Genomic DNA, 16,446 nt, shown 5'->3' on the forward strand with positions numbered 1-16,446 from the left:
TAAATACTTGCTTGATGATTGAGGACGAAATGTAAATAGCCAAGAGAATGAATACTTAATGTTAATCAGAATTTTAACCCAATAGATCCCGAAGGTTATCTCAGTACCTTTAGAAAAACTAAATAGAAAAGTTAAGTATATCTATAAAAATCAAATTAAGGCTTGGTATTTTATGGATATAGATAGAAAAATTTTTGTTCGTATGAAATACTATTCATAACAATGTCTCGTATTTGATGATTAACTTACTAATCACTCTAGGTGATTTCTGATTTTAAGCCTCTAATGCCATGACCAAATCTTTGTTTTTATTGAGCTTGATAGGTGTTTCACTGATGGCCTGTGATAAAGAAGAGAAAGCGGATCAAATGCAGGCCCGTACGCTAATTCAGAACGAGCAACCTCCGGTGGGATCAGAAGATTTTTATATTAATTCTGTTCAGCGGGAAGGTAATGTGTTGAAAGTAAACGTCAAGCACGGCGGAGCCTGCTCTCCTACCCCCCAATTTGATTTGTACGAAGTAGGTGGGGAAGATCCCTGTTCGATGCCCGTTACCGTTCAGGTCGTTTTCAAAAATCCGGCGGAAGAATGTGTACAGGAAAAAGAATCGGAGTTGTATTTTGACATTTCGGCTCTGAAAAAAAATACAGCGAATTGCCAGGATAAATTACAGGTTCTGGGTTACGAGGAATGGGTAGATTTATAGTCTTAATCTTCTACAAAAAAGCGGCTGCTTTCTCAGAAAGCAGCCGCTTTTTTGTAAGGTATAGGTAACTTACCAACGCCACTCGTTTCCTAATACCAGTTCATCTTTCAGGCCTTGTTTAATGAGAAAATCTTTGGTCTGTTCGTTGCTAAGCCGTTGAGTGGGTAGTTCTTTTGCGTTAGCAAGGGCATACAACAGCATGCTGGTATAACGAACCGTATTTCGTAGTCCTTCTTTGTTGACCTTATCGAAAGTGTCCAGATTGGTATGATACGTCATGCCAATCGTCGGTGGAAGATGGCCCAGGGGCGTTAATGTGGGAATCCCTTCCAACATGAAAGGCTGATGGTCTGAATGCAGGCCGGCCCGGTTCATGATTACGTTTTTATAGTTTGGGTCCAACGATTGCATATGATTGCCCACCTCCTGGAAAAATCTTTCCATGTTATTCCAGCCAGAGATGTTCACGCCTGAAGGCTGGTTCGTCATGTCCAGATTAATCATATACTTGATTCTGCCGAGCGATTTACGATTCTGCCGGATGTAGGCCTTCGAACCTAATAAGCCCTGCTCCTCGCCCATGAAAAGCACAAATTCGATGGTACGGCGGGGTTTCAGTCCCAGTTTTTGAAACGTGCGGGCAATGTCTATCACAGCGAATGATCCCAGTCCGTTATCAATGGCTCCAGTGGCCAGATCCCAACTGTCGAGGTGAGCTCCAATAACAATTTTATCCCGGCTTTTGCCTTTGATGGTAGCAATGACGTTGCGGCTGGTGGATTTTTTGCTGGTATTTCGCATATCCACCAAAGCCATGAGTTTTTCTTCCTTCATCCATTCCCGGATTTGCTGTCCATTTTCCAACGAAATACAAACAGCCGGAATACCAATCAGAGAGCCCGTTACCGAAGCCGTTCCCGTTAGCAGCACATTTCCGGGAACAGTATTCACCATTACGATGCCTGAAGCTCCATATCGAATAGCCAGAGCCGTTTTTTCGGAACGATGCAGATTTTTAGCTCCTGAAGGAGCCGCCAGTAAACCCAGATTGGCTAAAGCGATACGTCCCTTAAGGCGGTCTTTATTGGCTTCGAAATCTGCCTCTAGCCCATTGCCTACGTCTACCAGGTCTGCACTGACATTTGCTTCCAGCGGAGAATGAGCCAAAGCAACGACCGGAATATCATGAAAATTATCACTCTTGCGAGGGGCGATGGCCAGCGTAACCGTATCCCGAGCCCAGGTTTCTACCGAAAAAGGCTGGTAGGCTACGTCCTGAATGCCATAGCTTTTTAATAAATCATACGCATACGTCTCCGCTTTTTCGCCATTCGTGCTACCCGTTAGGCGGTGGCCAATGGTACGCGTAGCTTCACCCAGCTTTTCGTAAGCCTGAGAATTTTGTTGTACTTCAGAGGAAATGCGGGAAAAAACAGCGTCCAGATCATCTTGATCTGCGGCGGCAGTAAGACCAACTAAAACCACTACGAAAAAGGCGTAGCGGTACCTAGGGGATTTCATCGTGGGTATAAAGTTCAATCGTTAAATGTATGGCTTGGTAGAAAATATCGTGCTCGACTTAAAAATCAGACACTTAATAGGCGTGAATTAGCGAATTATAGACAAAAATACACAAAGCCTGAACGTAATAGGATACCGCTTACAGATTTCTCGCAAAGGAATTTCTTAAAAAAATAAAAAAACACTTGACAAGGGCTGTTTTTTGGCTACTTTTGCAATCCCAAACGGGAAGTTACTACAGTAAACCGAAGTGGTGGAATTGGTAGACACGCACGTTTCAGGGGCGTGTGTCTTCACGGACATGCGGGTTCGAGTCCCGCCTTCGGTACAGCAAAGGCCTTGTAAGTTTCTGACTTGCAAGGCCTTTTTGTTTTATCGGCTACAAAAAGCTTAAAAGACTATTTTTCCTTCGGTGGAATTATGCTGAAAGCTGAATAATTCAATATCTCTTTTGAATGGTAATGCCGCTAGATTTCTCCAATGGCTTAGGTACTATTAGTAAATAGAGCGATAGTACCTAACTACAACCGAAATGGGTTTTCTTTTATAACGTATTCTCCTATTATTCCTGATACTCATCCAACCTCTTCTGTCACTCATAGTCGTCGGAATTGGTGAAACGGTAAGCTCAGCCAGATTTCTTATGAAACTAATATAGACTACTATCATTTCTTATTAATACTACGAAGGTTAACGGCTTTATACTGGCTTCATTATTCTAAAATGAAAAAGCTCCCGAATCGTACGACCGGGAGCTCTCTATCTATTTAATAAGCACTATTCAGCTTTAACCGTTTCCAGTTTTAATACTCGGCTGGTCCATGCTCTTGATTTTTCTACTAATTCAGGCTCTTTCGCTAAGGGTTTACCATACGAAGGAATCATTTGCTTGAGCTTGTTTTTCCAGGCTTCTGAATTTGACTTTTCGGCGAAACAACGCTTTAACAAATCAAGCATGATAGCCACAGAAGTTGAGGCTCCTGGAGAAGCTCCTAATAAAGCGGCGATAGAGCCGTCAGAGGCACTTACTACCTCGGTACCGAACTCCAGAATACCCCCTTTTTTTGGATCTTTCTTGATAACCTGAACGCGTTGTCCAGCGATTTCCAGTTTCCAGTCCTCTAGCTGAGCCGTTGGCATGTATTCTTTCAGGGCATCCAGACGATCCTGCGGAGACTGACGTACCTGATCAATCAGATATTTAGTTAAGGGAATGTTCTGAATTCCCGCCGCCATCATCGGCCCAATGTTATTGAGCTTGATGGATTTGGGCAAATCCATGAATGATCCATTTTTCAGGAATTTTGTAGTAAAACCGGCGTAAGGTCCGAAAAGCAGAGCTTTCTTACCGTCAATAATCCGGGTATCCAGGTGAGGAACGGACATTGGAGGTGAACCTACGGATGCTTTACCGTACACTTTTGCCTGATGCCGTTCAATAATAGCAGGATTTGTACAAACCAGCCACTGACCGCTCACGGGGAAACCGCCGAAGCCTTTGCCTTCTTTAATGCCTGATTTCTCAAGGAGTGGCAAAGATCCGCCGCCCGCTCCGATGAAGATGAAGGGAGTAACCAACTGGCGTTTTTTCCCGCTTTTCCGGTTCTTTACTTCCAGTTTCCAGCGACCATCTTTCTGACGATCAATGTCACGCACTTCGTGATTCAGGTGAAGGTTAACGCCAGGCAAGGATTTCAGGTGATCAAAAATGCGGCGGGTTAACTCTCCAAAATTCACGTCTGTGCCAATATTCATGCGGGTAGCCGCTATTTTTTGGGAAGAATCGCGGCCATCCGTGATGAGCGGTGCCCATTCCTGAATTTGCTTGAGATCCTCCGAATATTGCATGCCCTTGAACAAGTGATTTTTGGTGAGGGCGGTATGACGTTTCTTCAGGTAATCTACGTTATCATTACCCCAGACAAAGCTCATGTGAGGAGTATCCACAATGAATTCTTCGGGGTCTGAAATGATGTTATTCTCAACCAGATAAGCCCAGAATTCCCGCGAAAGCTCGAAGGATTCTGCAATTTTAATGGCCTTGTTGATCTCAACCGATCCGTCGGCTTTCTGGGGGGTATAATTTAATTCGCAAAAGGCGGAGTGTCCGGTTCCGGCGTTATTCCAAGCATCAGAACTTTCGGCAGTTACTACATCCAGGCGTTCAAAAATTTCGATGGTCAGGTCGGGCTGCAATTCCTTGAGCATCATACCCAGGGTAGCACTCATGATCCCGGCACCGATCAATATAACGTCAGGGTCTTCCTTTACAGATTTTTTACTGGTATTCATAAGGAAAAAGATTACTTACAACGAATGGAGTGCGGGACCTGGATTCGTTTTTTCAAGGTATCAATTCCCTTGCCATCCGATTCCCAGACGATTGATCTGGGTAAAGCCCGCCCGGAGTAAAAACTGTAAAATTGCCGGGCCACCTTTGCACTCAAAATTGGTGTTCAAAAATAGTGGGTAATCGATAGAACTTTAAGCCTTTCACCACAGGATGTTGGTATTTTATTATAGCTTCCCATAGAAAAGGGTTTCTTCAAACCATTTTTCAGTATAAGACACTGTTTTTCGGAAAAGAAAAATCAATGTAAAAACTACGGAAAGGGGATTCCGGTTTTCAGACCGTTTGAGAATACCCTTTTGAAGACGCTTTTTCTTCGAAAAACACCCTAAGTATCACAATTTCAGGCAACAGAAAGTTCCGGTTTATCCTATAGTTTTCTATTCAATATGTAGAAGCGGTGGATTGCGTCTATTAATAGCTATATCAAATAGATGGAAAGGAAAAAGAAGGAGGAGATACAAAAAAACTCCCTTTCAAAGAAGCCTCTGAAAGGGAGTTTTTAGGAACGAAAAAGAATCTTATAAGTCGATTGCTTCGCCGTACGCAGCTTCCGTAGCACCTTTCACGGCCTCAGACATGGTTGGGTGAGGGTGAACGGTACGCAGGATTTCGTGAGCCGTCGTTTCCAGTTTACGGGCCGCTACTACTTCAGCGATCATTTCCGTAACGTTGAAACCGATCATGTGAGCTCCTAACCACTCGCCGTATTTCGCGTCGTAGATTACTTTCACGAAACCATCACGAGCTCCGGCTGCCGTAGCTTTACCAGAAGCAGCGAAGGGGAATTTACCCACTTTCACGTCGTAGCCCATTTCTTTCGCTTTTTTCTCAGTCAAGCCGACCGAGGCGATTTCAGGAGAGCAGTACGTACAGCCAGGAATGTTACCGTAATCCAGAGCTTCGGTATGATGGCCTGCGATATGCTCGGCACAGATGATACCCTCAGCCGTAGCTACGTGAGCTAAAGCCTGGCCAGGTACGCAATCACCAATGGCATAGAATCCAGGAACGTTGGTTTCATACCACTGATTAACCACGATCTTGCCACGGTCAGTAGCAATACCTACGTCTTCCAGACCAATGTTTTCAATGTTGGCAACCACACCTGCTGCGGACAGTACTACGTCTACGTCAAAGCTTTTTTCTCCATCTGGAGTTTTTACTTTCACTTTGCAGCCTTCACCACTCGTATCTACTGATTCAACAGAAGAGTTCGTGTAAATGTCGATGCCTAATTTTTTGTATTGTTTGGCCAGTTCTTTCGAAACGTCCTCATCCTCTACGGGAACTACGTTCGGCATGAACTCTACGATGGTTACTTTCGTACCCATGCTGGCATATACATAAGCAAACTCTACGCCGATAGCACCTGAACCAATCACTAACAGCGACTTGGGTTGCTTTTCGAGCGACATGGCTTTGCGGTATTCAATTACCTTCTCGCCATCGATTTTGATATTGGGCAATTCGCGAGCCCGGCCACCCGTAGCGATCACTACACCTTTGGTTGCCGTGTAATCCGTTTTTGCACCGTCAGCTGCGGTTACTTCAACGGTTTTGTTCGCTTTTACCTTACCGTAACCCATGATGACGTCGATTTTATTCTTCTTCATCAGGAAAGCTACGCCTTTGCTCATGGAGGTAGCTACACCGCGTGAACGGCCAATGACGGCACTGAAATCAGCGTTATAAGCACCATCCTGGATAGTAATACCGTAATCCTTAGCGTGTTTGATATATTCAAAAACCTGAGCTGATTTTAAAAGGGCTTTCGTCGGAATACATCCCCAGTTGAGGCAGATACCTCCGAGGCTTTCTTTCTCGACAATTGCGACTTTCATGCCCAGCTGGGAAGCACGTATGGCAGTAGGATAACCACCGGGGCCGCTTCCTACTACGATCAAATCATACTGTTGAGCCATTGTTGCGAAATCTTTTTAAATGGTTTGGGCCGAAGCCACACAAAAATAGAAGAAAACCCGCTGGAAAGAGAACTTCCGGTTTGAAGTTTCCAATTAGAGGTAGGTTATGTTCATTAAATAGAGGAATTTCCGGGGTAATACACCCTATTTAACGCACAGAAAGTCAACAAGTAACGAGTACAAAAAGGTTTCCTTAAAATACGTAGTTGACTGCTTTTAAAGTCTCCCTTGGATTGTTATCTGAGGAGACTTTAAAAGCTGAACCCTGCTGTGGTTGAAAAAGTAATGACTCTAACCCCGGAGGGGTTGAATAGGGGTAGCCTCAGGTGCAACCTGGGGGAAATGGGGAGAAAATCAATTATCGGGGTTTCCTCCCCGGATTATCATCCGGGGCTATTAAAAAGTTTAACCCCGCTGGGGTTGAAAAAGAAATGACTCTAACCCCGGAGGGGTTGAATACGAATAGCCGCGGGTGCAACCCGGGGGAAATGGGGAGAAAATCAAATATTGGGTTTCCTCCCCGGATTATCATCCGGGGCTATTAAAAGTTTAACCCCGCTGGGGTTGAAAAAGGAATGACTCTAACCCCGGAGGGGTGGAACACGAATAGCCCCGGGTGCAACCCGGGGAAAATGGGGAAGAAAATCAAATATTGGGTGACGTCTCCCCCGGAGGAGTTGAATATGGATAGCCCCAGGAGCAACCCGGGGTAAACTAAAACTTCGGACAGGCCAGTTCTTTTTTACGTTTTCGCGGAAAGGGCTTTGGATCAAACAACGCCTCGAGTGTGTAGGAAATAGATAGCTCATGAGCCCCGCCTGAGGCCATACTCAGTGTTGAAATAGTAGCGTCGTAGCTGTAACCGATGGAGAAATTGTCCTGTCGATATCCCACCAGAAAAACCAAAGCATCGTGGTTATTCAGTCCCCGATCGTACTGTTTAATGGGAATGCCGCGGTACCAGATGCCCAGCGTCAGCGGGTCGTAAGTCATGTAAAGTCCTACATCCAACTGATCAAATTTTCCCTGTTTCTTATAAAGAATAGCCGGTGAAAGACTTCGTTCACGCCCCATATCGGCTCCGAGGCCATTTCCTAACTCCCAGCCCATCAAAGGAATTTTGAAACCTCCTTGCAGACTAATTTTCATGGGTAATCGCTCGGGATTGGACGAGAAAGATTGATCCGGACGGTTGAGGTGATGCACTGAAATGCCTCCCCAGAATCGGTCAGAATAGGCTAACAAACCACCCGAAAAATCAAGGTAATTGATGCGTGGACCCGCATCAACGACGGGGTCGTTATAAATGGGCGTGACATTTCCGGGGCTGGTTACGTCGTAGTTAAAAACCAGATCATAATAATTCACACTCCGATTCACGTAAGAAGCCTGAATCCCTGCCCTTAGTCGAACCTCCTCGCTCAGGCGGGCCTGATAGGAATACTGCAAACCCACATCCAGCGTGCGAAGGTTACTGAACTGAGCGTCGTTCATGACCATAAAACCCAGACCCGAATTAATTTTATCGATGTACGTGTCAACGCTGGCAATGGTTGTGACGTAATTAGCATTAAGAGCAGGCCATTGGTTGCGGTAGTTAAGCGTAGCTCTGGTAGCCAGAGCCGAGCCAGCAAAGGCTGGATTCAGATAAAGCGGAGCGGCATAAAACTGCGAAAGCTGCGGATCCTGAGCCCGAAGGTCAAGGCCCATGCACAACAAGGCAGCGAAAAGAAATAAATGTTTTAGCATGGCAGACAACCAGAAATCGGATGCATTGGATTAACGATTCATTCAACAACTCCGATCAATCATGACATTCTTGTGAACGCATTTTTTAAAAATATATTCGTTCCGCCGGGGTTTTTGCAAAAGTTCAGCAAGTTGCACAAACCTTCACAAAATTTGTAGCCCAAGTTTCCGTTAATTTTCAGGAAATTGCTCCTTCTTAACTCACGAACGTTCGAACTACCCATGTTTAAACGGTGTCTTAGCGAGGGATTACCGCCAGTAACAGTGAATAACTCAGCGTAGTAGTCTGGTGTTTGCCTCTGAATTCAATCCAGCCCAGAGACTTTCCCCGACCTACGTCGTCTAAAACGTATAAAAAGCTTCATCGGGTATGATTCGAAAGATATATTTTACATTACTTTTCTGGATGGCCTGTTGGGGAATTGCCGAAGCCCAGACCATTAAGGTAACCGGGCGAAAATGCGAGCCTGAGCAGGGTTGTAATGGCGACTCTACCCGGTTTGAGCTTACTGGCGTTACGGCTTCTAGCTGGAACTGGACGTTTCAAGATCCCAATTCTCCCGATCCGCAGGCCAATAGGTCAACGAAAGCAAAACCGGCTCACCTGTACCTGCAACCGGGTTCGTACAATGTTAAGGTTACTGTAAATCTGACTAACGGAAAATCGTACACCCGAGATACTACCATCCGAATTTCGGCTTTACCACCTGCTTTCGAGTTTTTTCAGGGAAAAGAAGATACGACCATTTGTAAGGATAACCCACTGGTTCTGGACCCTTATGATTCCAAATCTTTTCAGGGAACCCCTCCTGCGGAAGGGACAGTTAAGTATCTATGGTACCCAACGGGTGATACTACCCGAACCATTACGGTAACGGAAAAAGGATGTTACTCAGTCGAAGTAATGAATGCCGATAGTTGCACCGTAACGGATCGTATTAATGTCAAAATATGCGGTGAGTCGGATCAGCAGGCCTCGAAATGGTACTTCGGATCTAACGCGGGTATTAACTTTGAAGGAGGACAGCCTTCGGCTATAACGGATGGAAAAATCAATACGCCGGAAGGAACCTCGTCTATTTCCAATCGAAAAGGTGATTTGCTTTTTTATACGGACGGAATAACGATTTATGATGCCGAGGGTAACCCCATGCCCTCCCGTGACCCTTCGGATACTACTAGTTTGAACGGGAGTCGAGGTTCTACGCAGGCCGCTCTGATTGTTCCTCAGCCGAGTTGTCGCGGATGTGAAACCATTTATTATGTGTTTACCACCCGCGATGTAAACGATTCCATTCGATGTCTGGAATACACCCGGGTAGATATGCGGGGAAATGGCGGGAAAGGAATTATTCTCGATAAAAATAACCAGACGGGTGAATGTAATGTCAGCGAGCGGTTAACCTCGATTCAAAACCCGGCTGATTCATCGTACTGGGTATTAAGTCACGAAAACGGAACCAGTAAATTTATTCTCAAACGTCTGACCAAGAGCGGGCTGGAAGATGCGAATTCTCCTTCGATTGGGCTTCCCCATACCACTAAATACCAGGGGGAAGGCCAGATTAAATTTGCTACTTCAGGCGGGAAAATGGGCGTGGTAATTCCCGGTCCCGCCCGGAATTACGTCGAGATTTATAACTTCAATGATTCTACCGGAGCCATTACTCCCCCCCCCATTACGCTCGATTTAGGGCCGGCTCCGCCCTCTGCCTATGGGCTGGAATTCTCCCCGGATGGCGAAAAAGTTTATGTCAGTTTGCGAGGGAATGACAGCACAGAATCTGTTTTGTACCAATATGACCTCACCGGAGCTGACTCAACCACCATTGCTTCTACCCGCATTGAGGTAGCTCGTTCTGAGAAAGAGTTTGGAGCCTTGCAATACGCTCCCGATGGCAAGATTTACATGGCTATCAAAGACAGCGAATATCTCGGAGTCATTACCCCTTCCAGCGGCGATTCAACGGAAGTAGATTTTCAACTGGATGGTTTTTATCTGGCCGGAAAACGGAGTCAACTAGGTTTACCCAACTTCGTTCAGAGTATTATTGAGCCTCCGTCGGGGCCGGGCATTAGTGCCGAAGATGTCTGCTTCGGAGAACCAGTGGAATTAACCACAGGGGCCATCTGTGATCCATTGAAGGATAAATATGAGTGGGATTTTGGGGATGGTTCGGCCAAGGGAACCAAGCAGTCCGAGACGCACTTATACGCGGCTCCGGGAACGTATACGGTTACGTTAAGGCAGTATAATGATTGTAAGGATACAACGATGACTCAGCAGGTCAAGGTCAACCCACAGCCCATTGCAAACCTTGGTCAGGATCTGAATGTATGTTCACGGACGGTAACGCTGGATAGCAAAAACCCCTACCCGAATAGCAAATATTTGTGGTTCAGAAATGGTCGGCAATTAGCTGTCGATAGTACGGCTTCCAAAATTCAGATCGATTCATCAGGACGTTATGTAGTGGGGGTATTAATTGGCGATTGTTATTCGCTGGATACGATTAACGTCATCCTCGAACGACCGCCGTTATATAGCTTAGGCCCCGATAAAAAGCTGTGTACGAATGACACCCTTCAACTGGATGCCCTGCCAGGAGGAGCATCGTATCTATGGAATACGGGTCAGAATACGCAGGTAATAGACGTAACGCAGGCTGGTAATTATTCTGTAGTGGTAATGATTCCCCGAACAAATGGCATTACCTGCGAAGTTACCGATACCGTACGCGTGGATTTATTACCTCTTCCAAACGTCACCGTTCAACCGGAGGCTTCCCTTTGTCAGCCTAATAATCAGTCAATTATGCTGAGTGCGGGGAACAACATGAATTACCAGTATCGATGGCTACCGGGGAATGAATCCACACGAACCATTACGGTCAACCGAGTTGGCGTTTATACCGTTGAAATCAGCACTAGCGACGGGTGCACGGAAGCTCATGCGATCAAAGTAATAGATTTGTGTGAACCCCAAATCTTCGTCCCGGATGCCTTCTCGCCCAATGGTGACGGTCAGAACGATCAGTTACAGGTCATTACCAATCATATTTCCGATCAGGATTACGAATTCCGGGTGTATGACCGTTGGGGTGAACTGATTTTCCGCACCACCAATCGTAACGAAATGTGGGACGGCACCTACAAAGGGCGGACATTCCCGCCCCAGACCTATGCATGGGCCGTTCAGTATCGAAGCACGTATTTCCCGGAACGCGGCGTCGAAACGAAGCGAGGGGCGGTATTAATTGCTAAATAAGTATTTTCAAGGCTGCTCGTCTGAAGACCAGCAGCTTTATCTTTACTATCCTGTTAACCTCAATTCTATGATTCGCCCCTTTTTGTTACTTGGCAGCGTTATTACGTGCCTCTCCTTTCACCCTCCCCAAAAATATAAACTCGTCTGGGCTGATGAATTCAATACCAATGGTGAGCCCAATCCGAAAAACTGGACTTTCGAAAAAGGGTTTGTCCGCAATGGAGAATTGCAATGGTATCAGTCGGAAAATGCTCGCTGTGAAAATGGTTTCTTAATCATAGAAGCCCGAAAAGAATCCCGGCCTAATCCGCTTTATGAGGAAGGAAGTATGGACTGGCGGAAGAGTCGTAAAACAATTGATTATACCTCTTCAAGTTTGTTAACCAGAGATTTACACGCGTGGCAATACGGTCGTTTTGAAATGCGGGCGAAGCTCGACGTTCAGCCCGGCATGTGGCCCGCTTTCTGGACGCTGGGCATAAAGGGCCAGTGGCCTTCCAACGGTGAAATTGACATCATGGAGTACTACCAGAACACGATTTTGGCTAATACTGCCTGGGGCACAGACCAGGCATATAAAGCAAAATGGAATTCCGTAAAAACACCCTTGTCAACGTTTAATGACCCTGAATGGGCCGATAAATTTCACGTCTGGCGAATGGATTGGGACGAAAAAGAGATTCGTTTATACGTGGATGATCAGTTACTAAACACCACGGAATTAAGTAAGACGTTGAATGCTGACGGCTCTAATCCCTTCCACCAACCGCATTATGTGTTAGTTAACCTCGCTCTGGGTGGCGATAACGGTGGCGATCCAAGTGCCAGCAAATTCCCTGCCCGTTACGAAATTGATTACATGCGGGTATATCAGAGAGGAAAATAATCAATAAGTTAGAAGGCCAGATAGAGATTGCTTTGCAACCTATCCGGCCTTCTAACTTATTGATTACTAAAAGCCTGTGATTATCCAAACGAATTTGGTCAGGAAAATCAGGTATGTAAAAAACTACTGCACGGGTACATCATAAGCATTCAGGTTAGCCTTAGAGGTAGTGCCCAGTTTAGCTCCATACCCAGCGGCAACAATACCAACCAGTAATCCGAAGAAGCCCATGATGGCTCCTTTGGAAGCGGCTGAAGCAGCCTTATCAGCAGCCTCGCGGGCTTTTTCTGCGGTCTCACGTTTCGTTTGCTCAAATTTAGCCGCGGCCTGTTTGTAGGTGTTAATCCAGTTATCCACAATCTGCTCAGATTCTGCCCGGCTTTTGTTCGTGCGTTTCATAACGACGTTAACGGCATCTTCGCGATCTACCTGATTAACCGTAGCCTGACCCTGACGGAACAGACGATCAAATAAACCATTAGCAATATCGTCGGTAGCTTGCGGATTTTCAGCCGCCTGATCAGCAGAGGCCTTAAGATCTTTACCAGCCTGATCTGCTTTACGTTCCAGCGTATTAGGATTCAGAGCTGGATTTCCGGTCTGACGTAAAAGGGTATTTACTTCGCTACGCAAATCTTTGAGGTCCAAATCGTTGATATTAATTCCATTTTCAGCTAGGGTTCCTTTGACTGCTTCTCCCAATTGAGGACCTGCTGCGGAGGCTACCGAACCAGCAGCTGAACCGGCCGTGCGAACAATGCCCCCTACGAGCCGACTAGCTCCTCCAATCAGGCTACCAACCGTAGTGGTCAGAAAATAGATGGTCAGGAGCGTCATCAGACTCCAGGTTAGCACACCGTGAATAATACCGTCAAAGAAGCGGGGAGTACTTGCCAGCCGACCTGCCACCCATCCTCCGGCCAGTAAGGAAAGCAGGCTGCTGATGATATACCAGATTGCCGTTCCGATGCCTAGTCCGGCGGTAGGATTCTGTTCTTCCACGGGATCAATCGTAGAAAGGCCGATCCCTAACCCTAGTAGACTTAATAACAATTGAGAGACTACTGCAATTAAAACCCCAGCAAATACAGCACTCCAGGAAATCCGTTTAACGGGTGCTAATGACTTGGCGTATACAATTTCACGTTCCATAAAAGTTGAATAGTTTAAGTTTTATTTTACTCAATCAGAGTGAGTAGGTGCTTAAACTAAAATTTCATACCAATTATTTATTAACGTTACATTTTGCTTAGCAAAAGCCCCTTTATGTGTGATTTGTTACCTAACCTTTACAAGAGACGTTTGGGTAGTAGAACTTCCCGAACGCTTTTTAGAAGTTTGGAAATACGAGCTAATGAAAAATTGGAATGCTCTTAAAACCTGGTTTACTGCTCTATCCTTATCATTGGTAATAGGTAGCTGTTCAAATCTGTCTCCTGAAAAAAGACCAGATGATTTTAGCTTTTAATTTCCTCGGATTTTAGTGAGTATAACTCAGATAGTCAGCTATTGCAGGGGGCATTGAAAGATACAGTGTAACCCTTTCTACGGCTGAATTAGATCGATTATATAAGGCGTTTCAAAACGTAGAGTTTACAAATTTCCCTAAACACTTTATTGATTTACCTTTTCTTGAAACGCTCCCCTGTTCAAGGATGACTATTGAATATTCAGCCAATCATGAGAGCAATAGGTCTGAATACAGCAATTGCTTTGCCCCTACACTTCAGTAGAGGCAGGAAAAGCGATTCCATGAAATAAGTACTTTTATTAGTGATGTGATTTACTATAAATCAGAAGTGAGTAAGACGATCGAATTCATTGGACCAATTATAGTAGAATAACTTACCGAATCTGATATACATCCACCAGTTGTTTTACCTCTTCCAAGGTCCGGGTAGGTTTTTCCAAACCTTCGGGAATAGGTCGTTTGGAGAGGGTCTGGAAGTATAATACGCAAGCATCCCGCCACCAAAGGGCTTCGCGGTGCTGAATGCTGAGTTTCCCTTTTACATTCTCAAAAATCTCAGGATCAATCTGATTTTTAACGCCCTCCCATTGTTGTTGCATCCGGGTTACTCCGGCTACACCTGCGTAATAGCGGTGGCAAAGTTCATCCCAAAGAATTCTTCCCGAAGGCATGGGATGCGTCCAGGGTACATGATGAAACCAGAGTAAATATTCAGGTGGGCAGGAAGCGGCATCCCATTGTTTCTGCACTTCAGGAGCATACAAATGCAGGGCTTTACTGCCCGATTCAGTACGGTCAAAGCCAATACCATTTTCATCGGCTTTGTGGTAATACACTGAAGTCCAGTCGGGCCGGACGTTTTTAGCAAGCCAGGGGTTGGGCCCATAATGCAGGTTATTACCCATGATGTGATGCAAGCCCAGCGGCGTCATGTAATTCACCAGCGTTTCGCGGGAATTGACTAGCATGTTCTGAATAGTCGCAACCGCTTTGGTATCATTCGTAAGCGTCATACGAATCCATTCTTCGGCGATTTTTTCCGAGGAAAGCGTATAATCCCAAGCCAGACGACCAAAGGCATACCAGTTAGCCTGCCCCATCGGATGGCCCGTCCAGTTACGATCAGACCCTGTATTAGCGACGCCCGCCATGCCCGTTTTCTGATAACCATGTACCGAGCCATCAATAACTTTAGCAACTGTAGAACCCTTACCCTTCGCGTAGGTATCCGAATCCAGACATTCCTTGAACAGAGGAGCCATATAAGCCAGATGGGTAGCAAAACCCAGGTATTCCTGAGTAAGCTGAAATTCCATCATCAGAGGGGTTTGGGGCATGGCCCCGAAAAGCGGATGAAAGGGCTCGCGGGGCTGAAAATCAATTGGTCCATTTTTGACCTGAACCAGTACGTTTGAATCAAATTTTCCGTCCAGCGGCTTAAATTCTTCATAACCTGCCTTGAACCGATCCCCGTTGGGATCAGCTTTATAGACAAACGAACGCCACATGACAATTCCTTGAGGATAAGGAGCTAAAGCTTCAGATAACATCCGGGCACCGTCGGTGTGGGTACGGTCATAATCCTGTGGGCCGGGCTCACCTTCGGAGTTCGCCTTTACCAGATACCCACCGAAATCAGGAATCAGGGTATAAATTTCTTTCGTTTTTTCGGCCCACCAACGCTTCACTTCCGGGTCGAGTGGATCAGAGGTTTTAAGTCCACCAAGCGTTTTCGGAGCTGCAAAAAACACGGATAGGTACACCTTAATACCATACGGACGAAAAACGTCGGCCAGAGCAGCTACCTTTTTGAGGTATTCCGGCGTAAGAAAGCGGGCACTGGCATTCACATTATTCAGAACGGTTCCGTTAATACCAATCGAAGCATTCGCCCGGGCGTAATCATGGTAACGCGGGTCGATCACGTCGGGTAAGTCAAACCAGTGCCAGAGTGTAGACCCGGCATACCCCCGCTCAATAGTGCCGTTGTTATTATCCCAATGATTTAAAAGTCGATACTGAACTTTCGGACTGCTGGTAACATTCAATTTTTCTAACGGCTGTAACGTCTGAATTTCCCTTAACAAAGCAAAGGTTCCATAGAGTAACCCCGTTTCTGTTTTAGCCGAAATGATAAGGTTTTTCGAGGATTGCGAAAGGTGATAACCTTCCGCATTAACATGCTCAGTGGGATTGATCTTCAGGAGAATACTTCCCGCATTTGCAGTCTTTTGAATGGTCAGGTTTTTTCCGGTTAACCCCTTAATGGCGGTTTGTAATTCTTTCGCCGCCACTTTCATCGTCGGCGAATCACTGGGAATGGTAATACTTTGAAGATGGTTAAGAATAGGTTGAACCTTACTCAAACGATCATATTTCAACCATAAGCGATAGCCATCATCTGCTCGTGCGTGGGTGACAAAAAGTAGAAGCGTAACGAATAAAGCCTGCGAGAATCTTTGAAAAGCAATAGACTTATGAAAACGAAAGAAAAATGCCATGATCAGTCTTTGATTGGATAATACAAAAGAATGATTTTTTTGGCTTTTATAACGACTGTTCGACTTAT

At 45.6% G+C, this 16,446-nt stretch carries 9 protein-coding genes and 1 tRNA gene; 4 read left to right on the forward strand and 6 right to left on the reverse strand.

Annotated features, from left to right (window positions below; genetic code table 11):
- Positions 1-290 precede the first annotated feature (290 nt).
- Positions 291-707 carry a hypothetical protein gene (locus tag QE357_RS01185; protein ID WP_106636465.1) on the forward strand — a complete coding sequence of 139 codons (417 nt, stop codon included), beginning with the start codon at positions 291-293 and terminating at the stop codon, positions 705-707.
- A 69-nt stretch (positions 708-776) separates the two neighbouring features.
- On the opposite strand, the gene QE357_RS01190 is transcribed toward QE357_RS01185, so the two are convergent.
- A complete protein-coding gene (locus QE357_RS01190; protein ID WP_106636466.1) occupies positions 777-2,228 on the reverse strand; it encodes a M20/M25/M40 family metallo-hydrolase in 1,452 nt (483 codons plus the stop codon).
- Positions 2,229-2,472: 244 nt separating this feature from the next.
- Here QE357_RS01190 and QE357_RS01195 point away from each other — a divergent pair.
- Positions 2,473-2,556, forward strand: a tRNA-Leu gene (locus QE357_RS01195).
- Between the two features lie 449 nt (positions 2,557-3,005).
- On the opposite strand, the gene QE357_RS01200 is transcribed toward QE357_RS01195, so the two are convergent.
- The 3 genes from QE357_RS01200 to QE357_RS01210 form a co-directional block, all read right to left on the reverse strand.
- Positions 3,006-4,520 (reverse strand): malate:quinone oxidoreductase, encoded by a 1,515-nt coding sequence (locus QE357_RS01200; RefSeq protein WP_106636467.1) that lies wholly within the window; start codon positions 4,518-4,520, stop codon positions 3,006-3,008.
- A 579-nt stretch (positions 4,521-5,099) separates the two neighbouring features.
- Positions 5,100-6,503: a dihydrolipoyl dehydrogenase gene (gene lpdA / locus QE357_RS01205; protein ID WP_307141726.1), complete on the reverse strand. Its 1,404-nt coding sequence runs from the start codon at positions 6,501-6,503 to the stop codon at positions 5,100-5,102.
- A gap of 714 nt (positions 6,504-7,217) precedes the next feature.
- Positions 7,218-8,252, reverse strand: coding sequence for a type IX secretion system membrane protein PorP/SprF (locus QE357_RS01210; RefSeq protein WP_309705143.1), 1,035 nt, complete (start codon positions 8,250-8,252; stop codon positions 7,218-7,220).
- 370 nt (positions 8,253-8,622) lie between these two features.
- Between QE357_RS01210 and QE357_RS01215 the strand changes: the two genes are divergently transcribed.
- Positions 8,623-11,520, forward strand: a complete 2,898-nt coding sequence (locus QE357_RS01215) for a PKD domain-containing protein (RefSeq protein ID WP_309705145.1) — start codon at positions 8,623-8,625, stop codon at positions 11,518-11,520.
- Positions 11,521-11,587: 67 nt separating this feature from the next.
- The gene (locus QE357_RS01220) at positions 11,588-12,406 is read left to right on the forward strand and encodes a glycoside hydrolase family 16 protein (RefSeq protein WP_309705147.1); all 819 of its coding nucleotides are present in this window, start codon (positions 11,588-11,590) and stop codon (positions 12,404-12,406) included.
- A gap of 123 nt (positions 12,407-12,529) precedes the next feature.
- Here the strand turns inward: QE357_RS01220 and QE357_RS01225 are convergent, their stop codons facing one another.
- Together QE357_RS01225 and QE357_RS01230 are read right to left on the reverse strand one after the other, a co-directional pair.
- The gene (locus QE357_RS01225) at positions 12,530-13,558 is read right to left on the reverse strand and encodes a hypothetical protein (protein WP_309705149.1); all 1,029 of its coding nucleotides are present in this window, start codon (positions 13,556-13,558) and stop codon (positions 12,530-12,532) included.
- Between the two features lie 693 nt (positions 13,559-14,251).
- Positions 14,252-16,378 (reverse strand): alpha-glucuronidase family glycosyl hydrolase, encoded by a 2,127-nt coding sequence (locus QE357_RS01230; RefSeq protein WP_309705151.1) that lies wholly within the window; start codon positions 16,376-16,378, stop codon positions 14,252-14,254.
- Positions 16,379-16,446: the final 68 nt, after the last annotated feature.

Source organism: Siphonobacter sp. SORGH_AS_0500 (assembly GCF_031453245.1).
GTDB lineage: Bacteria > Bacteroidota > Bacteroidia > Cytophagales > Spirosomataceae > Siphonobacter.

Excerpts from the sequence above, each read along its gene's own strand:
- QE357_RS01185 (WP_106636465.1), top strand. The coding sequence starts at position 291 with ATGACCAAATCTTTGTTTTTATTGAGCTTGATAGGTGTTTCACTGATG.
- QE357_RS01190 (WP_106636466.1), bottom strand. The coding sequence starts at position 2,228 with ATGAAATCCCCTAGGTACCGCTACGCCTTTTTCGTAGTGGTTTTAGTT.
- QE357_RS01200 (WP_106636467.1), bottom strand. The coding sequence starts at position 4,520 with ATGAATACCAGTAAAAAATCTGTAAAGGAAGACCCTGACGTTATATTG.
- lpdA (WP_307141726.1), bottom strand. The coding sequence starts at position 6,503 with ATGGCTCAACAGTATGATTTGATCGTAGTAGGAAGCGGCCCCGGTGGT.
- QE357_RS01210 (WP_309705143.1), bottom strand. The coding sequence starts at position 8,252 with ATGCTAAAACATTTATTTCTTTTCGCTGCCTTGTTGTGCATGGGCCTT.
- QE357_RS01215 (WP_309705145.1), top strand. The coding sequence starts at position 8,623 with ATGATTCGAAAGATATATTTTACATTACTTTTCTGGATGGCCTGTTGG.
- QE357_RS01220 (WP_309705147.1), top strand. The coding sequence starts at position 11,588 with ATGATTCGCCCCTTTTTGTTACTTGGCAGCGTTATTACGTGCCTCTCC.
- QE357_RS01225 (WP_309705149.1), bottom strand. The coding sequence starts at position 13,558 with ATGGAACGTGAAATTGTATACGCCAAGTCATTAGCACCCGTTAAACGG.
- QE357_RS01230 (WP_309705151.1), bottom strand. The coding sequence starts at position 16,378 with ATGGCATTTTTCTTTCGTTTTCATAAGTCTATTGCTTTTCAAAGATTC.